17 protein-coding genes and 1 riboswitch are annotated in these 20,773 nt (G+C 61.4%); of the genes, 12 read left to right on the plus strand and 5 right to left on the minus strand.

The window, feature by feature from the left end:
- Positions 1-215: 215 nt before the first annotated feature.
- From nrdE to RL_RS21965, 4 genes are all read right to left on the minus strand, one after another.
- Complete coding sequence (gene nrdE / locus RL_RS21950) at positions 216-2,420, minus strand: class 1b ribonucleoside-diphosphate reductase subunit alpha (RefSeq protein WP_028744155.1); 2,205 nt, start codon at positions 2,418-2,420, stop codon at positions 216-218.
- The gene (gene nrdI / locus RL_RS21955; protein ID WP_011653655.1) at positions 2,399-2,806 is read right to left on the minus strand and encodes a class Ib ribonucleoside-diphosphate reductase assembly flavoprotein NrdI; all 408 of its coding nucleotides are present in this window, start codon (positions 2,804-2,806) and stop codon (positions 2,399-2,401) included. The genes nrdE and nrdI overlap by 22 nt, the downstream gene beginning before the upstream one ends.
- A gap of 14 nt (positions 2,807-2,820) precedes the next feature.
- Positions 2,821-3,042 (minus strand): glutaredoxin-like protein NrdH, encoded by a 222-nt coding sequence (gene nrdH, locus RL_RS21960; RefSeq protein WP_011653656.1) that lies wholly within the window; start codon positions 3,040-3,042, stop codon positions 2,821-2,823.
- A gap of 279 nt (positions 3,043-3,321) precedes the next feature.
- Positions 3,322-3,548, minus strand: a riboswitch (cobalamin riboswitch).
- A 164-nt stretch (positions 3,549-3,712) separates the two neighbouring features.
- Complete coding sequence (locus RL_RS21965; RefSeq protein ID WP_011653657.1) at positions 3,713-5,983, minus strand: heavy metal translocating P-type ATPase; 2,271 nt, start codon at positions 5,981-5,983, stop codon at positions 3,713-3,715.
- A 71-nt stretch (positions 5,984-6,054) separates the two neighbouring features.
- Between RL_RS21965 and RL_RS21970 the strand changes: the two genes are divergently transcribed.
- Entirely contained in the window at positions 6,055-6,477 is a 423-nt protein-coding gene (locus RL_RS21970) for a MerR family transcriptional regulator (protein WP_011653658.1), read from the plus strand.
- Between the two features lie 69 nt (positions 6,478-6,546).
- Positions 6,547-7,761 carry a TIGR03862 family flavoprotein gene (locus RL_RS21975; protein ID WP_011653659.1) on the plus strand — a complete coding sequence of 405 codons (1,215 nt, stop codon included), beginning with the start codon at positions 6,547-6,549 and terminating at the stop codon, positions 7,759-7,761.
- A 10-nt stretch (positions 7,762-7,771) separates the two neighbouring features.
- Here RL_RS21975 and msrB read toward each other — a convergent pair whose 3' ends face one another.
- Positions 7,772-8,257, minus strand: a complete 486-nt coding sequence (msrB, locus tag RL_RS21980; protein WP_011653660.1) for a peptide-methionine (R)-S-oxide reductase MsrB — start codon at positions 8,255-8,257, stop codon at positions 7,772-7,774.
- 208 nt (positions 8,258-8,465) lie between these two features.
- Between msrB and RL_RS21985 the strand changes: the two genes are divergently transcribed.
- From RL_RS21985 to RL_RS22030, 10 genes are all read left to right on the plus strand, one after another.
- Positions 8,466-9,425 (plus strand): helix-turn-helix domain-containing protein, encoded by a 960-nt coding sequence (locus tag RL_RS21985; RefSeq protein ID WP_011653661.1) that lies wholly within the window; start codon positions 8,466-8,468, stop codon positions 9,423-9,425.
- Positions 9,426-9,591: 166 nt separating this feature from the next.
- Entirely contained in the window at positions 9,592-11,100 is a 1,509-nt protein-coding gene (gene adh, locus RL_RS21990) for an aldehyde dehydrogenase (RefSeq protein ID WP_011653662.1), read from the plus strand.
- A 248-nt stretch (positions 11,101-11,348) separates the two neighbouring features.
- Positions 11,349-11,741, plus strand: coding sequence for a DUF779 domain-containing protein (locus tag RL_RS21995; protein WP_028744149.1), 393 nt, complete (start codon positions 11,349-11,351; stop codon positions 11,739-11,741).
- A 106-nt stretch (positions 11,742-11,847) separates the two neighbouring features.
- The gene (locus RL_RS22000) at positions 11,848-12,444 is read left to right on the plus strand and encodes a DJ-1/PfpI family protein (RefSeq protein WP_011653664.1); all 597 of its coding nucleotides are present in this window, start codon (positions 11,848-11,850) and stop codon (positions 12,442-12,444) included.
- A 24-nt stretch (positions 12,445-12,468) separates the two neighbouring features.
- Positions 12,469-12,819, plus strand: a complete 351-nt coding sequence (locus RL_RS22005) for a ribbon-helix-helix domain-containing protein (RefSeq protein WP_011653665.1) — start codon at positions 12,469-12,471, stop codon at positions 12,817-12,819.
- Between the two features lie 166 nt (positions 12,820-12,985).
- Complete coding sequence (locus RL_RS22010) at positions 12,986-13,693, plus strand: SDR family NAD(P)-dependent oxidoreductase (RefSeq protein WP_011653666.1); 708 nt, start codon at positions 12,986-12,988, stop codon at positions 13,691-13,693.
- A 232-nt stretch (positions 13,694-13,925) separates the two neighbouring features.
- Entirely contained in the window at positions 13,926-15,059 is a 1,134-nt protein-coding gene (locus RL_RS22015) for a calcium:proton antiporter (protein ID WP_011653667.1), read from the plus strand.
- Positions 15,060-15,189: 130 nt separating this feature from the next.
- A complete protein-coding gene (locus tag RL_RS22020; protein ID WP_041936480.1) occupies positions 15,190-15,954 on the plus strand; it encodes a DUF4239 domain-containing protein in 765 nt (254 codons plus the stop codon).
- 225 nt (positions 15,955-16,179) lie between these two features.
- Positions 16,180-17,379, plus strand: coding sequence for an efflux RND transporter periplasmic adaptor subunit (locus RL_RS22025; RefSeq protein WP_028744147.1), 1,200 nt, complete (start codon positions 16,180-16,182; stop codon positions 17,377-17,379).
- Between the two features lie 143 nt (positions 17,380-17,522).
- On the plus strand, positions 17,523-20,693 hold the full coding sequence (locus tag RL_RS22030; protein ID WP_011653670.1) for an efflux RND transporter permease subunit: 3,171 nt from the start codon (positions 17,523-17,525) through the stop codon (positions 20,691-20,693).
- Positions 20,694-20,773: the final 80 nt, after the last annotated feature.

Below are 20,773 nucleotides of genomic sequence, written 5' to 3' on the forward strand. Positions count from 1 at the left end.
GTGTCGGGATTTGCCCCTCATCCGCCTGCCGGCACCGTTGCCTGGGTCGAGCCACTGGTCTCGACCCGTCCTTCGGACCCCCGCCAGCGGGGCGAAGGGGATATGCCGCACCCTTTTCCGTCTTTATTGCCGGTTCGTGTGGCAAGTCCCCTCTCCCCGTCAAAACGGGGAGAGGGTTAGGGTGAGGGGCAGATGCTCCGGAGCGAAATATCAAATCACAGCGTACAAGACACGCAGCCCTGCACCTCGGTGCCGGACAGCGCCATCTGGCGAAGGCGGATGTAGTAGATCGTCTTGATGCCCTTCTTCCAGGCATGGATCTGCGCCTTGTTGATGTCGCGCGTCGTCGCCGTGTCGCGGAAGAACAAGGTCAGCGACAGGCCTTGGTCGACATGCTGGGTCGCCGCCGCATAGGTGTCGATGATCTTCTCCGGCCCGATCTCGTAGGCATCCTGATAGTAATCGAGATTATCGTTGGTCATGAACGGCGCCGGATAATAGACGCGGCCGATCTTGCCTTCCTTGCGGATCTCGATCTTCGAGACGATCGGATGGATCGAGGAGGTCGAGTGGTTGATATAGGAGATCGAGCCTGTCGGCGGCACTGCCTGCAGGTTCTGGTTATAGAGGCCGGAGGCCATCACCAGTTTCTTCAGCGCCGCCCAGTCTTCCTGCGTCGGAATGTGGATGTCCGCGGTCTCGAACAGCGCCTTCACCTTCTCCGTCGCCGGCTCCCAGAGCCGGTCGGTATATTTGTCGAAATATTCGCCGGAGGCATATTTCGAGTTCTCGAAGCCCTTGAAGCTTGTGCCCCGTTCGACCGCCAGCAGGTTCGAGGCGCGGATCGCGTGATAGGTCACCGTATAGAAATAGATATTGGTGAAATCGACACCTTCCTCGGAGCCGTAGAAGATGCGTTCGCGGGCGAGGTAACCGTGCAGGTTCATCTGGCCGAGACCGATCGCATGGCTCTCGTCATTGCCCTTCTCGATCGAAGGAACCGAGGAGATGTGGCTCATGTCGGATACGGCCGTCAACGCCCGGATCGAGGTCTCGATCGTCTTGCCGAAATCGGCCGAATCCATTGCCGCGGCGATATTCAGCGAGCCGAGATTGCAGGAAATGTCCTTGCCCAGATGTTTGTAGGAGAGGTCGTCATGATATTCGCTGGCCTCGCTCACCTGCAGGATTTCCGAGCATAGATTGCTCATCGAAATGCGCCCGGCGATCGGGTTCGCCCGGTTCACCGTGTCCTCGAACATGATGTAGGGGTAACCGCTCTCGAACTGGATTTCGGCAAGCACCTGGAAGAATTCGCGCGCCTTGATCTTCTTCTTGGAGATGCGGGCATCATCAGCCATCTCGCGGTACTTTTCCGTCACCGAAATCTCGGTGAAGGGTACGCCATAGACGCGCTCCACGTCATAGGGCGAGAACAGGTACATATCCTCGTTGTTCTTGGCGAGTTCGAAGGTGATATCGGGCACGACGACGCCGAGCGACAGCGTCTTGATGCGGATCTTCTCGTCGGCATTTTCGCGCTTGGTGTCGAGGAAGCGCATGATGTCGGGGTGGTGGGCGTTGAGATAGACGGCACCCGCCCCCTGCCGCGCGCCGAGCTGGTTGGCATAGGAGAAACTGTCTTCGAGCAGCTTCATGACAGGGATGATGCCCGAGGACTGGTTCTCGATATGCTTGATCGGCGCGCCCGCCTCGCGGATATTCGTCAGCGACAGCGCCACGCCGCCGCCGCGCTTTGACAGTTGCAGCGCGGAATTGATCGACCGGCCGATCGATTCCATATTGTCCTCGACACGCAGCAGGAAGCAGGAAACCAGTTCGCCGCGCTGCTTCTTGCCGGCATTGAGGAAGGTCGGCGTCGCCGGCTGGAAGCGGCCGGAAATGATCTCTTCGACCATGTCGCGGGCAAGGGCCTCGTCGCCGCGCGCCAAGGCCAGCGCCACCATGCAGATGCGGTCCTCATAGCGCTCGAGATAGCGCTTTCCGTCGAAGGTCTTCAGCGTATAGCTGGTGTAGTATTTGAAGGCGCCGAGAAAGGTCGGGAAACGGAATTTCTTGGCATAGGCCTGGTCGAACAGATCCCGCACGAAATTGAAGGAGTACTGGTCGAGAACCTCCTGCTCGCAATAGCCCTCGGTCACGAGGTAATCGAGCTTTTCCCGGAGATTGTGAAAGAACACCGTGTTCTGGTTCACATGCTGCAGGAAATATTGCTTGGCCGCCATTCGATCCTTGTCGAGCTGGATCCGCCCTTGATCATCATAGAGGTTCAGCATCGCATTCAGCGCGTGATAGTCGAGCGTTTCCGCCGCTTTCAAAGGGCGTTCGCCAGCGGGATGAGCAAGAGTGTTATGCGGTTTTGCGCCCGAATCCCGCGTCAGAGGTGTTCCCGTGTCCAAAACCGTTCCATCCCGTGTTTGACGTTGGCGACATCCGCTTCCGTGCCCAGCAGCTCGAACCTGTAAAGGTAAGGCACCTGGCATTTCTGCGAGACCACATCGCCGGCGAGCCCGTATGTCTCGCCAAAATTGCTGTTGCCCGCGGCAATCACGCCGCGGATGTGTCCTCGGTTTTCCGCATCGTTGAGGAAACGGATCACCTGCTTGGGAACGGCACCCTTGCCGCCGTCGCCACTATAGGTCGGCACGATCAGCACGAAGGGTTCGCGGATATGGAACGCGCCTGCTGCGCCACTTGGCGGAATGCGCGCCGCGCGCAGTCCGAGCTTGGCGACGAACCGATGGGTGTTCTCGGACCGGCTGGAATAATAGACGATCAAACCCATCGCTTTTCCTCAGGTCAGGAGAGCGCGCTGATCATGTCGGGACGGAAGCCCGCCCAATGCTGCTCGCCGGCGATGACGACAGGCGCCTGCATGTAGCCGAGGCTGCGGACGCGATCGAGCGCTTCGGCATCCTGCGAGATATCGACGATGTCATAATCGACAGCCAGGCGGTCGAGGGCACGGTAGGTGGCGGTGCACTGGACGCAGGCAGGCTTGCTGTAGACGGTAATGGTCATGATATTCCTCGTGACGACGCGATTGAGACGCAGGACATTGATCGGATATCTGTCGATATCCGTCGAAAACACCCAGTATTTGCAGCGATACGGCTCGTTCAGCCGCTGGGCGCGATCCGCCCTCTACCTCTAGCGGGTGGCGGCCTGAACTGAGATACTGACATGACTTCACCCCGAAGTGGCTCAATGCGAAGGTTTCGGGGGCGGAGGTTCGGGCCAGCGAAACGCGATGCGGATATTACCCGCAGTCATGCAACGCGACCTTCCGGACACCCCGCCCGTGGACGTTTCATTCGAGGCAGGTCTCCTGGCTCACGGGTCAAAGCACTTTGCCCCAGCCTTCCCGGAGCATCATGCTCCAGTGACCTGAAATCGGACAGTTGCTCGCCGCTCACAGTTGCGGGGGCAGCTCCGGCATTGCCGCGCCATGATGGCGACGCGCACCGAATTTCCGTCTTAGCCGCCGATCCTCACGAATCGACGGAACCTCGAACACTAGATATGGTACTCGAATCGCTGATGACGTCAACAAGTTGTTGTGGCGTCGCAGCAATAGCGGAAACGAATTGCCGCGCCTGTGTATGATCTGGATAATGAAGCCTTAACGAAAAGGCGCTGTGGAGAACCCGTCAGAAAAGAGCCGGCAGAAGCCGGCTCCCCGAAACGACATTCATATTTTTATTCGAAGCAACCTCAGCGCGTTGATCGTCACCAGTACGGTGGCGCCGGTATCGGCAAGGATCGCCGGCCAGAGCCCGGTGATGCCGGCGATCGTCGTCACCAGAAACACCGCCTTCAGCCCGAGCGCGATGGTGATATTCTGCAGGATGTTGCGCATCGTGCGTTTGGAAAGCTCGATCATCCGAGCCACATCGCCGACGCGTCCGTGCAGCACGGCAGCGTCCGCTGTCTCCAGCGCCACATCGGTGCCGCCGCCCATGGCGATGCCGATATCGGCGGCGGCCAGCGCCGGAGCATCGTTGATGCCGTCGCCGACTTTGGCGACGATGAAGCCCTCGCGCTTCAATTCGCCGACGACCCGCTGCTTGTCCTCCGGCATCATCTCCCCGCGCCAGTCGATACCGAGCACACCAGCAACGGCTGCCGCCGTCCGCTTGTTGTCACCCGTCAGCATCATTGCCTTGACGCCGGCCGATTTCAGCATGGCAAGCCCAGCCTGCGCATCCGCGCGCGGCTCGTCGCGCATGGCGATCAGGCCGGCGGCAACGCCATTGATGAGCAGCACTGACACGCTCTTGCCCTCGTCGTTCAGTGCCGTGATGAGTACATCCTGTTTCGCAGCGAGCGCGCCACGCTCGCGGGCAGCGGGCGGCGACAAAAGATCCACTGTCTCGCCACCGACCTTGCCACTGACACCCTTGCCCGGCAGCGCTTCCAGCTTGAAGGCCGGCGGCACGGGAACGCCGTCCGCCTTGGCGCGGTTGAGGATCGCCAGGGCCAGCGGATGGCTGGAGCCCTGTTCCAGCACCGCCGCTCGCGACAAGAGTTGCGCCTCGCCCAATCCGAAGGAAATGATGTCGGTTACCTGAGGCCTGCCTTCCGTCAGCGTACCGGTTTTATCGAAGGCGACCATCGTCACCTTGCCGAGCGTTTCCAGCACCGCGCCGCCCTTCATCAGCAGCCCGCGCCGCGCACCTGATGAAAGCGAAGCGGCGATGGCCGCCGGCGTCGAGATGACCAGCGCGCAGGGGCAGCCGATCAGCAGGATGGCGAGACCCTTGTAAACCCATTCTCCCCAAGACCCGGCAAAGAGCAGCGGCGGAACGACCGCGACCAGTGCTGCGACGACGACCACGCCGGGCGTGTAATAGCGCGAAAACCGATCGATGAAGCGTTCCGTCGGCGCCTTCGATTCCTGCGCTTCCTCCACCAGTTTGACGACGCGGGCGATGGTATTGTCGGCCGCGGCCGCCGTGACGCGAACCCTGAGCACCGCATCGCCATTGACCGTGCCGGCGAAAACGACGGCATCGACACCCTTGCGCACTGGCGTACTCTCGCCTGTCACCGGCGCCTCGTCGATGCCGCTTTCGCCTGAGATGATGACGCCGTCCGCCGAGATCCGGTCTCCTGGACGAACCATGATGATTGCGCCGACAGCAAGGCTTTCGGCCGGCACCTCCCGTGTCTGCCCATTATCTTCAAGCAGCGCACTCTTCGGCACCAGCGCCGTCAGCGACTGGATGCTTTCGCGCGCCTTGCCCGCAGCCACCCCTTCCAGCAGTTCGCCGACCAGGAACAGGAACACCACGGTCGCGGCTTCCTCACCGGCATTGATGATGACGGCGCCGACGGCGGCAATCGTCATCAGCATCTCGATCGAGAAAGGCGTACCTGAGAGAGCTGCCATGACGGCGCGCCGCGCGATCGGCACCAGCCCAATCAGCATGGCGACGATGAAAGCGTAGGACGCGATCGCAGGCACCAGATGGCCGACGGCATAGGCGGCAACGAGTGCAGCACCCGAAAGGATGGTCAGCCGGCCCTTCCGGCTCTGCCACCAGGGACCAGCCATCGGCGCATGGTCGTGCCCATGCAGGTCCTCGATTTTCTTCTCGCCGTGATCATGGTCATGGCGCGCATGATCGTGATCGTGGCTATGGCCTGCATGATCGTGGCCTTCGTGTTCGTGATCACGGCCGGCATGATCGTGGTCGTGACGATCGTGTGAGCCGTGCTCTCCCGCAGGCGCCGCGCTTCCAGCAAATAGCGCGACGGAATAGCCGAGCCCTGTCACCCTCTTCTCGATCGCCTTTAGGTCGCTGCTGCCGTCATGCCGGACGGTCATCGTGCCCGCCATCACCGAGACGGAAACATCGGCGACACCCGTCACGCGTCTGACCGCCGTATCGATCTTGGTCGCGCAGGCGGCGCAATCCATGCCGCCAATCCGGTATCGTGTCTCGCTCGTCTCAGCCATGATCCGCTTCCTTGTCAAACAGAAGCATCTCTCCTACATCCTCTAGCGACTAGAGGTGCAAGAGGAAAATTATGAAAAAAATCACGATCGGCGAAGCTGCGCGTCAGAGCGGTGTCAAGGTGCCGACGGTGCGTTACTATGAAAGCATCGGCCTGCTCGCGGCCCCGAGCCGCAGCGAGGGCAACCAGCGCTCCTTCGAACCCGCCGATATCAGCCGCCTCGCCTTCATCCGCCACGCCCGCGAACTCGGTTTCGAGATCGACGCGATCCGCACGTTGCTCACCCTGCAGGACGATCCGCACCAATCCTGCGCTTCGGCCGATGCCATCGCCAAGGCGCGTCTCGTCGAGGTCGAACAGCGCATCCGCAGCCTGATGGCACTGAAAGCCGAGCTGGAAATCATGGTGGAAGGCTGCGGCCACGGCCGCGTCGACCAATGCCGCGTCATCGAGGTGCTTGCTGATCACGGCCAGTGCATGCATCCGCACCACTGACCTACGCCCTTGCAGGCAATCCACGCCCGCGCCAAAACTGAATGCAGACAGAATCGGGCGAAGACATCAATGAACCAGAAGCGGATTGCGATCATCGGCGGCGGCCCGGCGGGCCTCGCGGCAGCCGAGCTGCTCTCCCTTTCCGGCCATGCAGTCGCGGTCTATGACGCCATGCCGACCTTCGCCCGCAAGTTTTTGCTGGCCGGCAAATCCGGTCTCAACATCACCCATTCCGAGGATTATGCCCGTTTCGCCACACGCTTCGGCACGGCCTCCACCCGCCTGCGCCCCGCTCTTAATGCCTTTACCCCTGATGATATCAGGGATTGGGCGGCAGAGCTCGGGACCGAGACCTTCGTCGGCTCGTCCGGCCGGGTGTTCCCTAAGGTGATGAAGGCCTCTCCTTTGCTGCGCGCTTGGCTCAGGCGACTGGAGGCGCAGGGCACTACGCTGCTCACCCGCCACCGCTGGACCGGTTTTGCTGGAGAAGGCTACGCTTTTGAAACGCCCGACGGACGCAGCATCGTCCATTGCGACGCGGCCCTGCTCGCGCTCGGCGGCGCAAGCTGGCCGCGCCTCGGCTCTGATGCCGCCTGGGTGCCGTGGCTGGCCGAGAGAGGCGTGGAGATCAACGCCTTCCAACCCGCCAATTGCGGCTTCGTCGTCGGCTGGAGTGGAAACTTCAGCGAGCGTTTCGCCGGCGAGCCGGTCAAATCAGTCAACGCCACGTCCGAGGCTGGCACAATTCCGGGCGAATTCGTCATCACCAAGAGCGGCGTCGAGGGCAGCCTAGTCTATGCTCATGCGGCCAGCCTTCGCGATCAGTTGCGGAACGATGGCAACGCCACCCTCACGCTCGACCTCGCACCCGGCCGCACGATCGAAAGACTGAGCCGCGACCTTGCGAAGCAGGACAGCAAATCAAGCTTCGTCAACCGCCTCCGTAAGGGCGCCGGCCTCGACGGCGTCAAGGTGGCATTGTTGCGGGAACTCGTCTCCGAGCAGGAGCGGACTGATCCCGAACGGCTGGCGATAAGGATCAAGGCGCTGCCGATCCCGCTTGTCGAAACCCGGCCGATCGCCGAGGCGATCTCCTCGGCCGGCGGCATCCGGTGGAGCAGCGTCGACGAAGGCTTCATGTTGAAAGCCCGGCCCGGCACCTTCGTCGCCGGCGAAATGCTCGATTGGGAGGCGCCGACCGGCGGCTACCTCCTCACCGCCTGCCTTGCGACCGGCCGGGCAGCCGCACTCGGCATCGAAGACTGGCTGCAGCGCCAGCTTTAACCAGGCACGATCAGGCCGAGGCCGGATGGAATGTCATGGCAATGCCGTTCATGCAGTAGCGAAGCCCCGTCGGCTTCGGGCCGTCGTCGAAGACATGGCCGAGATGGCCGCCGCAGCGGCTGCAATGCACCGCCGTCCGCGCCATGCCGAAGGTGGTGTCGTTGACCGTGCCGACGGCCTTGTCGAGCGGCGCCCAGAAGCTCGGCCAGCCGGTGCCGCTGTCGAATTTGGTGGTCGAGGAAAAGAGGTCCTGGTCGCAGCCGGCGCAGGCGAAATTGCCCTTTCGCTCCTCATGCAGCAAGGCACTGGTGAAGGGCTGTTCCGTCCCCGCCTGGCGCAGGACGACATATTGATCCGGCGTCAGCAGCTTGCCCCATTCCTTGTCGGTGTGCGTCACCGCGAACTTCTTGGCGGCGATCGCCTTGCCGGCAAGGCCCAAGTGAACCGCGAGCGCTCCAAAAGCGGCGCCCATCAGCAACAATCGTCTATTCAGCATGGTCGGATCTCCTCGTCTGGCAAACCTTGCTTCCGTACAGAACTACGAGAGAGCGGGGTCATTTGTTACACCATGGCAGCCAAAACACCGAAATGTGATTCAGCCACTTTCATCAGGAAGACCCGCACGCCGACGACCGCCAGTACCAGCCGATTGCAAACCCGCTGCTTTTCCATCAGAATGTGCTGAACTTCGGTGGGAGGAGCCGATGGACGAACACTCAGCACACGCTGAGCATGTCTACACGTCTGCCCAGCGCGATTCTGCGGCGGCCAGTTCTCCCGTTGTCGCCTCATGGCGGCGATGCATGACCATGCATCAGCTCGCCCCCGAGGACCAGCGGGCTCCACTGCGCCTCACCGACCAGGAATTCCGCCGTGCGCGCGAGCAGTCCGAACAGCTGATCGCCAGCGCGACGGAAGAGCTCGATCGTCTCTTTACCACCGTTGGCAGGGCGGGCTGCTGCCTGCTTCTGACCGACAAGAACGGCATCGCGCTGGAGCGCCGGGGCGCTGCCGGAGACGACAAGGAATTCCGCGAACTTGGCCTTTGGACCGGCTCGGTCTGGACCGAGGCCAGCATCGGCACCAACGGCATCGGCACCGCACTTGCCGACGAGCGTGCCGTCGCCATCTTCCGCGATCAGCATTTTTTCTGCTCGAATACCAGCCTCAGCTGCACGACAGCGCCGATCCGCGATCATCGTGGCCGGGTGGCAGCAGCCCTCGACATCTCCACATGCCGCGAAGACGTCAACGAAATGACGCTGGCAATACTGACGCAGACCGTACGCGATGCGGCAATGCGCATCGAACTCAACCTTTTCCGATCGGCCTTTGCCGGCGCGCGTTTCCTGATGGTCCCGGCCGGCGCCAATTCCGCCGCCGCCCTGCTTGCCGTCGACAGGCACGATCTGGTGCTCGGCGCAACGCGCGCCGCCCGCATCGCACTGCAGTTGGACGACAAGCGCATCGCCGCCGGCATTCCTGCCGCCGATGCCCTGCACGAGGCTGGCGTCTCCCAGCAGGACGAGATCGTCGAAGCGGAGAAGGCGGCACTGCTGCGGGCGCTGTCGCGCGCCGGCGGCAATGTCTCGCAGGCTGCGATCGCGCTTGGCATCAGCCGCGCAACGCTGCACAGGAAGATGAAGAAGCTCGATCTCCACTGATCAGGGTGAAGGTTCCGCTCCTGGAGCAATCGTGACGCAATGCTGTCGCAGGTCTGCGACACTGTGCACTGCGGTATGGAAGGCCCGCCCTATTCCCTCCGCCAAAATATGCACATTTTCCTTCCACTGGTTCGTTTGGGAACCTGGATCATCAAGGGAGGATGACATGCTTCATCAGAAAATCGTCGAGTCGCCGTTCAAGCTGAAATACGGCAACTATATCGGCGGCGAATGGCGCGAGCCGGTCGAGGGGAAATACTTCGAAAACCTCACGCCCGTCACCGGCGGCAAGCTCTGCGACATTCCCCGCTCCAATGAAAAGGACATCAATCTCGCGCTCGACGCCGCCCATGCGGCTAAGGAAAAATGGGGCCGCACCTCCGCTGCCGAGCGCTCCAATATCCTCATGAAGATTGCCCAGCGCATGGAAGACAAGCTGGAGTTGCTCGCCCAGGCCGAGACCTGGGACAACGGCAAGCCGATCCGCGAAACCATGGCCGCCGACATTCCGCTGGCGATCGACCATTTCCGTTATTTCGCCTCCTGCATCCGCGCCCAGGAAGGTTCGATCGGCGAGATCGACCACGACACCGTCGCCTATCACTTCCATGAACCGCTCGGCGTCGTCGGCCAGATCATTCCGTGGAACTTCCCGATCCTGATGGCGACCTGGAAGCTGGCGCCGGCACTTGCCGCCGGCAACTGCGTCGTGCTGAAGCCCGCCGAACAGACACCGGCTTCGATCCTGCTCTGGGCCGAACTCGTCGGCGATCTCCTGCCGCCCGGCGTGCTCAACATCGTCAACGGCTTCGGCCTTGAAGCCGGCAAGCCGCTGGCAACCAGCCCGCGCGTCGCCAAGATCGCCTTCACCGGCGAGACGACGACAGGCCGGCTCATCATGCAATATGCCAGCCAGAACCTCATTCCGGTGACGCTGGAGCTCGGCGGCAAATCGCCGAACATCTTCTTCGCCGATGTGATGGCTGAAGATGACGACTTCCTCGACAAGGCGCTCGAAGGCTTTGCGATGTTTGCCCTCAATCAGGGCGAAGTCTGCACCTGCCCGAGCCGCGCCCTCGTCCAGGAATCGATCTACGACCGCTTCATGGAAAAGGCCGTCAAACGCGTTGAGGCGATCAAGCAGGGCAACCCGCTCGACACCGCAACGATGATCGGCGCTCAGGCCTCTAGCGAGCAGTTGGAAAAAATCCTCGCCTATCTCGATATCGGCAAGCAGGAAGGCGCGGAAGTGCTGACCGGCGGCGCGCGCAACGATCTCGGCGGCGAGTTGGCGAATGGCTATTATGTCAAGCCGACGATCTTCAAGGGTCACAACAAGATGCGTGTGTTCCAGGAGGAGATCTTCGGACCGGTGGTTTCGGTCACGACCTTCAAGGACGAGAAGGAGGCGCTCGAAATCGCCAACGACACGCTCTACGGTCTAGGCGCCGGTGTCTGGAGCCGCGACGCCAATCGCTGCTACCGTTTCGGCCGCGAGATCCAGGCCGGCCGCGTCTGGACCAACTGCTACCACGCCTACCCGGCCCATGCCGCCTTCGGCGGCTACAAGCAGTCGGGCATCGGTCGTGAAACCCACAAGATGATGCTCGACCACTACCAGCAGACCAAGAACATGCTGGTGAGCTACAGCCCGAAAGCGCTTGGCTTCTTCTGAGAGCCGTCCATGAGTGCTATGCTGAAAAGCCTTCTCCCGGCGACGGGAGAAGGCCTAGGCTGCTGATGAAGTCGGCAACCCCTCTTTCGTCATGCTCGGGCTTGTCCCGAGCATCTGCAGCCGGTTGATATCAAGCAGATCTCGGCACAAGGCCGAGGATGACGCCGAGTAAAGAGCGAGGTTTGTCAACAAACTGAGCTTTCTCCTCAACACGGGGAGAAGTCCTTGTGTCTTTGGAGGAGGCAGCCATGGAAACCACCGTCAACGGCAAACCGCGTGTTCTCGCAACCGACGCAGCTCTCGAGTTGATCGCAGAAATCAAGCGCGATCATCCCGAGATCCTTTTCCACCAGTCCGGCGGCTGCTGCGACGGCTCCTCGCCAATGTGTTATCCGGCTAGCGAATTCATGATCGGCGACAGTGACGTCAAGCTCGGCGAGATCGGCGGCGTACCTGTTTATATCAGCGCCAGCCAGTTCGAGGCGTGGAAGCATACACAGCTGATCATCGACGTCGTGCCCGGCCGCGGCGGTATGTTCTCGCTCGACAATGGCCGTGAGAAACGCTTCCTCACCCGCTCCCGCCTCTTCGGCGGCGGCGAGGCTTGCACAGTGCCTGATGTGAAGGTCAGGGCGGTTTAATGCCGTCGCCTTATCGGGTGCGAATTTCGCCTGTAGTATTCCCATAGTACCTGCTCTCCACAGCTCTTTGCTACTCTCCGCCTGTTGGTTTCAAAGGGAGGAAACGATGCCAGCTTCAAAGATCCTGATGATAACAGGTGATTTCACCGAAGATTACGAAACGATGGTGCCGTTCCAGACACTGCTCGCCTGCGGCTATACGGTCGATGCCGTCTGCCCCGGCAAGAACGCTGGCGAGACCGTCGCCACCGCCATCCACGATTTCGAAGGCGACCAGACCTATTCCGAAAAGCGCGGCCATAATTTCGCGCTGAACGCCACTTTCGGCAGTGTGCGCGCTGAAGATTACGATGCCCTCGTCATCCCCGGCGGCCGCGCGCCCGAATATCTTCGCCTCAATGCCGACGTCCTCAAATTTGTCCGGCACTTCTTCGACGCCGGAAAACCCGTCGCCGCCATCTGCCATGGCGCGCAATTGCTCGCCGCTGCCGGCGTGCTGAAGGGCCGCACCTGCTCGGCCTATCCCGCCTGCCGCCCAGAGGTCGAGCTTGCCGGCGGCATTTATGCCGATATCGCCATCAGCGATGCAGTCTCCGACGGCAATCTGGTCACGGCGCCCGCCTGGCCGGCGCATCCGTCGTGGCTGCGCCAGTTCATGGCCGTGCTCGATGCCGCAGCACTGCTCGAAACCAACGCCGCCTGAGGAGGGCGGCACCGGGAGGACGATATGTGTGAACTGTTCATCAAGGCGGATGCTCGGCTCTGGGAAAGCGCCACCCGATCGCTACGCATCGACGGCATGGTCACCAGCGTCAGGCTGGAGAACTTCTTCTGGGCGAAGCTGGAGGAAATCGCCCGCCGCGACGGCATGAATGTCGTCCAGCTGATCACCCGGCTGCATCATGAATCGATCGATGCAGGCCACGATCTCGGCAACTTCACGTCCTTCCTGCGGGTTTGCTGCGCTCGCTATCTCGACCTGCAGCTCAGCGGCGACATCCCGGCCGATGTCACTCGTCCCATCTCGGGCCTCGACGCACCTGTCATCCTCGGCCGCGAACGGGCGAAATATCACTGAAATCAGCTCTGACAGGCGATCAAAGACGAACGGCCCGCAGATAGCTCTACTGGCCGTTTCGTAAACATCTGACCTTGTCTTGGGTGGCGGGCTTGCGCTGCCGCGCAGCCTCGATCAACAATGCGCGTCACCGTCCAGCGCGGGCACCGTCAGGAGATCGATTGCCATGAAAGACCAGAAAGCCGTGATCGTCACGGGAGCCGGCGGCAACCTCGGCAGCGCCGTTGTCCGCGAGCTTGCCAACGCCGGCGCAAAACTCGTCTGCATGAACCGTTCGAGCAGTGAGCTGGAAGCCTTGGCCGGCGATCTTCCTGCCTCCACCGAGTTTCTGTCGATCGCGGGAACGGATCTCACCGATTATGCTTCCTGCGCCGCCGCCGTCGCTCGGGCCGTCAAGCGCTTCGGCGGCGTCAGCGCGTTGGTCAACACCGTCGGCGGTTTCCAGATGGGACCGGTCGGGCCGGAGGCCCCAGCGCAGTGGGAGACGATGATGACCGCAAACGCCCGCACTGCCCTGACGATCAGCGCCGCGGTTCTCCCCACCATGAAGGCCGCCGGCTACGGCCGCATCGTTCATATAGCCGCCGCACCCGGCCTGAAGGCCGGCGCCAAGCAGGCCGCTTACGCCGCCTCGAAAGCCGCCGTCATCCGGCTGACCGAGGCGATCGCTGCCGAATGCCGCGACGACCGCATCACCGCCAACTGCATCCTGCCGGGCACGATGGACACGCCTGAGAATCGCGCGGCCATGCCCGATGCGAAGACGGACGGCTGGGTATCGCCGCAATCGATAGCCCGCCTCATCGCCTTCCTGATTTCGCCGGCCGCAGCCGTCGTCACCGGCGCAGCAATCCCGGCGACCGGCCGCGAATAGCGGGTGACGTGGCATGACCATTCGCCCGCGACTGCTCCTTTGTCGAGATCAGTGGATGATGACACGACAGAGACCCGCAAGTTTTATTCAGTGATTTACGATCTGGCTTGAGCTTCGGTTCGCCTTGAGGCAGCCTGCGCCTGCTCATGGGACGGGCAGGAGAACAGCGGGCGGGCACCATGGTGTTGATGATCGCATTGCGGCGGCATTTGCCAGAAGGCGGATGGTTTCGATGACGGAGGGTCCGGCATTGCGCGCCGTCGGCGCTGCCAGCCTGGTGCGTGAGGAATGGTTCCTGGGCGTCAGCGTCGTGACGAGCCTGACCTTTCTTGCCTTCCAGGAGCAGCTCTTCGGGCAGCTTGCCCATCCGCTTTGGTTCACTGTCGTTTTCGTCTGGCTGTTTGCCGTCGTCCTCGGCTCCGCTCTGTCGGTCGTTCGGCATGCGGATCACCTGGCGGAGCGGTTGAAGGAACCTTACGGCACCCTCATTCTGACGCTCGCCATCACCTCGATCGAAGTGATGGCGATATCCGCCGTCATGATCCATGGCGAGAACAACCCCACGCTTGCGCGCGACACGCTCTTTGCGGTCGTCATGATCATCCTGAACGGCATGGTCGGCCTGTCATTGCTGCTGGGTGCGTGGCGGCGACCGGAGCAACAGCATAACCTGCAGGGCGCCAACGCCTATCTCGGCGTCATCGTGCCGCTGGCGACCCTGAGCCTGGTGATGCCGACATTTCTTGCAGGCCCGGACGGACAACATCCATCGGCACCGCGGCAACTGATCCTGGGCATTATCTCGGTCGGCCTTTACGCCACCTTTCTGTTTCTTCAGGCCGGCCGCCATCAGGATTATTTCGCCGACGACAGCAATCGCCACGAGCATCATGGTGACCATGCTCCTCCCCGCGGGCCGGTCTGGCCTCATGCCATTCTGCTTTTCGCCTATATGGGTCCCGTCGTCTTTCTGGTCGAACAGCTTGCGCGGCCGATCGATTACATTATTGAAACCCTGCATGCCCCAACCGCATTTGGCGGTGTTGTCATGGCCATCCTTGTCGCGACGCCCGAGGCAATCAGCGCCGTGCGTGCATCCATCGCCAACAATCTTCAGCGCGCCGTCAACATCTTCCTGGGTTCGGTATTGTCGACGATCGGTCTGACCGTGCCGGCGATGCTTGTCATCAGCCGTCTTTACGGGCACCCGGTGACGCTCGGCCTGGAACATGGAGATCTGGTGATGCTCCTGCTCACTCTAGCCGTCAGCATCATCACCTTTGCCAGCGGTCGCACGCATCTCATGCAAGGCGCTGTCCATCTGGTGCTTTTCCTGGCTTACGTGCTGCTGATTTTCCAGCAATGAAACCCGCCCGATTGCGACCGCACAAGATCAGGAAAGTAAAGAGTTCCGCGCTTGGTCCGTCTTCCGCTATGCTAGCAGCACAGCTTGCAAGGTGGCTGCAGGACTTACGTGGCGATACGGAGACCGGACTTTGGGCTCACTGTTGGTTGGCGGGTTTGTATTTGTTTTTCTGTCGATGGCAACATCGATAGGATTGGTGGTGCGCGGCCGCTTGCCGGATCACCATCTCAATGCAGAATCCAAGGACGTCATCAGGCTGGCGACCGCGGTGGTGGGAACGCTGTCGGCCCTGGCGCTCGGCCTTCTGATCGCATCCGCCAAGTCGTCCTATGACAATGCCGAAGTGGAGATGAGAACGGCGGCGGCACGCGTACTCCTGCTTGACCGGGTCATGGCGCAATACGGGCCGGAAACCGACAAGGCGCGTCAATTGCTGCGTAAACTCATCGAAAAGCGGCTGAGCCGTGGCTGGACTGCCGAGACCACCGACGAGACATCCGGCAACGCGCCGGGGGAATATCAGGATATCGAGGCAGTTCAGGCCGACCTTCGATCCCTGGCGCCGAGGGATGCCGTGCAGCACTCTCTCCAGGCGCGTGCTCTGGAAGTGAGCGGCATGTTGGCCGAGACCCACTGGCTGCTGGTCGAATCCGGCAAAGAGGGTTTGCCCTGGGCCTTTCTCACCGTTCTCGTCTGTTGGCTTTCGCTGCTCTTTGCGACCTTCGGGCTGCAGGCGCCGGCCAATCCGACGGTGCTGTCAATTCTGCTCGTCTGCGCCCTGTCCGTCGCCGGCGCCATCTTCCTGGTTTCGGACATGGCGAACCCATATGTCGGGCTGATCCGTGTTTCGGACGCACCATTACAGTTTGCCATCGAACGGCTCGGGAAACCGTAGCCGCGTCATGGCATCCGTCGAGGACGAGCTCACAGTTTAATTGTGCACCAGCAGCTATTGCAATTTTTAGCAACGCCGCGACATAATATCGCATGCCCGGAACTTTTCGGAGAGGGGTCGTCTCCGCCGAGGCACGCATGAAGACTACAGCGCCGCGCGTCTTTTCAGACGCGCAAAGGACGCTGCATGCCTTTGAAATAGCTCGTAAACATCGGGGCGGCGGCAATGCGTGTGAGATTATATCAGGGTCTGCGCCTGTCTGTGGTGCTCGCCGGCATGGCAATTCTCGCTGGCTGTGAGGACAGCGGCAATACTTACGTTGCCCCTCCTCCTCCTCCGGTTCGTGTCGCCCAGCCGATCCAGCAACCGGTGACGCTCTATTTCGAACTCACCGGCAATACGGCGCCGCTCAACTCCGTCGATATCGAGGCGCGCGTCCAAGGCTACGTCCAATCGATCGACTACCAGGACGGCATGACGGTGATGAAGGGCACCAAGCTCTTCGGAATCGAGCGCAACACCTATCAGGCGCAACTGGATCAGGCGAAGGCATCCCTCGCCTCGCAACAGGCATCTCAGGTCGGCGCGCAGCAGGAATACGACCGGCAGCTCAATCTATCGAAGCAACAGGTCACCACGCAGACCGCCGTCGACAGCGCCAAGGCGACGCTCGACGAGGCGAATGCATCCATCCTCAACGCTCAGGCCAATCTCGATCTCGCGACGATCAACCTCGGATATACCGAAGTGCTTGCCCCCTTCGACGGTACCGTCACCGATCACCTCGTCGATATCGGCGCTCTTGTCGGCGTATCAGGCCCCACCAAGCTTGCCAGCATCGTTCAGACGGATCCGCTTTATGCCTATTTCAACGTCAGCGAAACACAGGTGCTGATGATCAAGGAAACGCTGGCAAAGCAGGGACATACCTTCAAGCAGACGGATCTTCCGAGTATCCCGGCGGAACTCGGCCTGCAGACGGAAGAAGGTTACCCACACAAGGGCCATCTCGATTATGTATCGCCGCAGCTCGATGCCTCCACAGGCACGCTTCAGGTACGCGCCCTGTTCGACAACAAGGACCGCGCCATGCTGCCCGGTCTATTCGTGCGGGTTCGTGTGCCCGTCGGCCATAACGACAAGGCTCTGCTGGTGCGCGACGATGCGATCGGAACGAACCAGCTGGGCAGCTACCTGCTTGTTCTCGGTAAGGACGACGTCGTCGAGCAGAAGCAGGTCAAGACCGGCCAGCGTGAAGGTTCGCTCCGTGTCATCGACTCCGGCCTCGATCCGGCCGACTGGGTCGTAACCCAAGGTATCCAGCAGGCCATCCCCGGCAGCAAGGTCACGCCCGAGAAGATGGAAATGAACCCACCGGCAGCTGCCGCCGCCGATACCAAGGCAAAGACCACCACCACGCAATGAATTCGCCGCCATGCTTCATCTGACCGTCTAGAGCGGTTCAGCTTTTCATGGAAACGCAGAACCACTCTAACCTTTTGTTTTGTCACAATTCCGGACGGAAAACCGCTTCGCACTTTTCCTGGAATTGCTCTAAGGACAGCAGCATGATCTCGCGCTTCTTCATCGAGCGACCGGTACTCGCCAACGTGCTGGCATTGGTCTTCGTGCTCATCGGCGCGGTGGCCCTGTTCCAACTGCCTATAGCGCAATATCCGAATGTCGTTCCGCCGACGGTGCAGGTGACGACGCGCTTTCCGGGTGCCAGCGCCCAGACCCTCGTCGATACCGTCGCCCTGCCGATCGAGCAGCAGGTCAACGGTGTGCAGGACATGCTCTATATGCAGTCGACGAGCGCCAGCGACGGCACTTATTCGCTCACCGTGACCTTTGCCATCGGAACGGATCCCGATCAGGCTCAGGTTCTGGTGCAAAACCGCGTTGCCATAGCGATGTCATCGCTTCCCGAAGCGGTGCAGCTTCAGGGCGTCACGACGCAAAAGAAATCGACGGCGATCCTCGGCTTCGTCACCCTGACCTCGCCCGACAGCCGCTATGACAGCCTGTTCCTGTCGAACTATGCCGTTATCAACCTGCAGAATGAACTCGCCCGTCTGCCGGGTGTCGGCAACGTCACCGTGTTCGGCGCCGGTCAATATGCCATGCGCATCTGGATGGATCCGAACCTGCTGCAGGCGCGCGGTCTGACGCCGCAGGATGTCATCAGCGTGGTGCAGCAGCAAAGCCAGGAGGTCGCCGCCGGCCAGATCGGCATTCCGCCTGTCCCGAAGGGGCAGATCTTCCAATACACGCTGAATGTCAACGGCCGGCTGAATGAGGCTGCCGACTACGAGAACATCATCGTCAAGGTCGAAAGTGGAGAGGGCGGCCGCGTCACGCGCATCCGCGATATCGGCCGCGTCGAACTAGGCGCCCAAACGTACAGCCAGTCCTTCATGCAGAACGGCCGGCCGGCGGCCGGCATCGGCATTTTTCAGTTGCCGGAGGCCAACGCCATTGCGGTGGCGCAGGAGGTGGGCGCAAAAATGCAGGAGCTCTCGAAGAGCTTCCCGCAGGGCCTTGAATATCACGTACCGTTTGACACAACGAAATTCGTCAAGGCATCCATCGACGAAGTTTATGTCACTTTGATCGAAGCCGGCGTCCTCGTTCTCATCGTCATTCTGGTCTTCCTGCAGGATTGGCGGGCAATGCTCGTGCCGGCGACCACAGTTCCGGTCACCATCATCGGCGCCTTCGCGGCCATGGCGGCTTTGGGTTTCACCGTCAACCTGTCGACGCTCTTTGCCATCGTTCTCGCCATCGGCATCGTCGTCGATGATGCCATCGTTATCGTCGAGGGTGTCGCCCGCCACATCGAGGCGGGCCTGTCCGGCCGACAGGCGGCCGAGAAGGCGATGGAGGAACTCCTCGGCCCGGTCATCGGCATTACGCTGGTGCTGATGGCGGTTTTCATTCCGGCCGCCTTCCTGCCCGGCCTGACCGGACAGCTTTATCGGCAATTCGCCCTCGTCATCGCCGCCACGGCGCTGATCAGCGCCATCAATGCCGTCACGCTGAAACCGACGCAATGCGCCCTTTGGCTGCGGCCGCCGGTCGCGCCCGAGAAACGCAACGTCTTCTATCGCGGTTTCAACAGGGTCTACGACAAAGGCGAACGCGGCTATGCCGGGCTGATCGGATCGATGACCCGCCACGCCGGTGTCATGGCCATAGCGGCAATTGTCCTGATCGGGGTCGCCGTCTGGGGCCTCACCCGCCTGCCGACCGCGTTCCTGCCCATCGAGGATCAAGGTTACGTGCTGATCAGTGCGCAACTGCCTGACGGCGCGTCGAAGGAGCGCACCGATGCCGTGATGGAGGAGGTCGGCAAGATCGCCGAAACCACACCTGGCGTCGATCAGGTGCTGACGATCAGCGGCATTTCCGTTCTCGACAACAATGCCAGCCTGCAGAATGCCGGCGTGGCCTATGTCGTGCTGAAAGATTGGGACGAGCGCGGCAAGCAGAAGGGGCAGGATCTGCTGTCGATCTACCAGCATCTGAACGGCGCGCTGCAAAACGTGCTCGCGGCCAAGACGCTGGTGGTCGTGCCGCCTCCGATCCAGGGCGTCGGCAATGCCAGCGGCTTTACCATGCAGGTCGAGATCAAGAACGGCATTTCCGACTACCCGCTGCTGCAATCGCTCGCCGATACGATCGTCAAGAACGGCAGTGCCCAATCGTCGCTGCAAAGGCTGAGCACGCCCTTCCGCTCGAACGTGCCGCAACTCGCAGTCTCCGTCGACCGCATCAAGGCGGAGACATTGGGGGTTACCGTGGGTCAGGTTTTCTCGGCGCTCTCCGGCTACGTCGGCTCGAGCTATGTGACCCAGTTCAACAAATTCGGTCGCACCTTCCAGGTCTATGCGCAGGCCGCTTCCGATTTCCGGGTCCGGCCGGATGACATCCGCAATCTAAAGGTCAAGGCCGGAGACGGGACAATGGTGCCGCTCGGCACGGTCGTCGATGTCACGACGACGCAAGGCCCCTCCCTGATCAGCCTCTACAATCTCTACCCCTCAGCAACCATCGTTGGCGGGCCGGCCGCCGGCTTCAGTTCGGGCCAATCGCTCGACGTCATGGAACAGATTGCCAATCGAACGCTGCCGCCGGGCGCCGGTTTCGAATGGACGGCGCTGTCCTATCAGGAAAAGGCCGTGGGCGGGCAGATCTATTTCGTCTTCGCGCTCGCCATGCTCCTCGTCTATTTCGTGCTCGCCGGCCAATATGAAAGCTGGATCTTGCCGCTGGCAGTCATACTTGCCGTGCCGCTCGCCCTCCTCGGCACGGTGGCGGCCCTGACCGCCGCGGGCGTTGCCAACAATCTCTATACGCAGATCGGCCTCATCCTGCTGATTGCGCTTGCATCGAAGAATGCCATTCTCATCGTCGAATATGCGCGGGAAAAGCGGGCGGAAGGCATGGAAATTCTGGATGCCGCCGTCGAGGCCGCCCGCCTGCGTTTCCGGCCGATTCTGATGACGTCCTTCGCCTTCATTCTCGGTGTCCTGCCGCTGGTGCTGGCGACAGGCGCCGGCGCATCCGCCCGCAAGTCGATCGGCATATCGGTCTTCAGCGGCATGATCGCCTCGACCTGCCTCGCCGTGCTCTTCGTACCGTCCTTCTACGTCCTGCTGCAGCGCCTCGAGGAATATTGGAAAGGGCGCATAAAGACCGCGGCCGTCGCGGAGGCGGAGATGCCGAAGGTTCAGTAAGGCTGTTGCAACAGCCTGTCGCGCAATCACCTGCGGTTTCACGCGGAGGCAGGTTTCGGTTGAGGTCTCTTCACAGCGCA

It is taken from the genome of Rhizobium johnstonii 3841 (assembly GCF_000009265.1).
Classification (GTDB): domain Bacteria; phylum Pseudomonadota; class Alphaproteobacteria; order Rhizobiales; family Rhizobiaceae; genus Rhizobium; species Rhizobium acaciae.

Coding starts and splice junctions, on each gene's coding strand:
- RL_RS21970 (WP_011653658.1), top strand. CDS start 6,055: ATGAAAAAAATCACGATCGGCGAAGCTGCGCGTCAGAGCGGTGTCAAG.
- RL_RS21975 (WP_011653659.1), top strand. CDS start 6,547: ATGAACCAGAAGCGGATTGCGATCATCGGCGGCGGCCCGGCGGGCCTC.
- nrdI (WP_011653655.1), bottom strand. CDS start 2,806: ATGGGTTTGATCGTCTATTATTCCAGCCGGTCCGAGAACACCCATCGG.
- RL_RS21985 (WP_011653661.1), top strand. CDS start 8,466: ATGGACGAACACTCAGCACACGCTGAGCATGTCTACACGTCTGCCCAG.
- RL_RS22010 (WP_011653666.1), top strand. CDS start 12,986: ATGAAAGACCAGAAAGCCGTGATCGTCACGGGAGCCGGCGGCAACCTC.
- msrB (WP_011653660.1), bottom strand. CDS start 8,257: ATGCTGAATAGACGATTGTTGCTGATGGGCGCCGCTTTTGGAGCGCTC.
- RL_RS22000 (WP_011653664.1), top strand. CDS start 11,848: ATGCCAGCTTCAAAGATCCTGATGATAACAGGTGATTTCACCGAAGAT.
- RL_RS22025 (WP_028744147.1), top strand. CDS start 16,180: ATGCGTGTGAGATTATATCAGGGTCTGCGCCTGTCTGTGGTGCTCGCC.
- RL_RS21995 (WP_028744149.1), top strand. CDS start 11,349: ATGGAAACCACCGTCAACGGCAAACCGCGTGTTCTCGCAACCGACGCA.
- adh (WP_011653662.1), top strand. CDS start 9,592: ATGCTTCATCAGAAAATCGTCGAGTCGCCGTTCAAGCTGAAATACGGC.
- RL_RS22015 (WP_011653667.1), top strand. CDS start 13,926: ATGACGGAGGGTCCGGCATTGCGCGCCGTCGGCGCTGCCAGCCTGGTG.
- RL_RS22030 (WP_011653670.1), top strand. CDS start 17,523: ATGATCTCGCGCTTCTTCATCGAGCGACCGGTACTCGCCAACGTGCTG.
- RL_RS21965 (WP_011653657.1), bottom strand. CDS start 5,983: ATGGCTGAGACGAGCGAGACACGATACCGGATTGGCGGCATGGATTGC.
- RL_RS22005 (WP_011653665.1), top strand. CDS start 12,469: ATGTGTGAACTGTTCATCAAGGCGGATGCTCGGCTCTGGGAAAGCGCC.
- nrdH (WP_011653656.1), bottom strand. CDS start 3,042: ATGACCATTACCGTCTACAGCAAGCCTGCCTGCGTCCAGTGCACCGCC.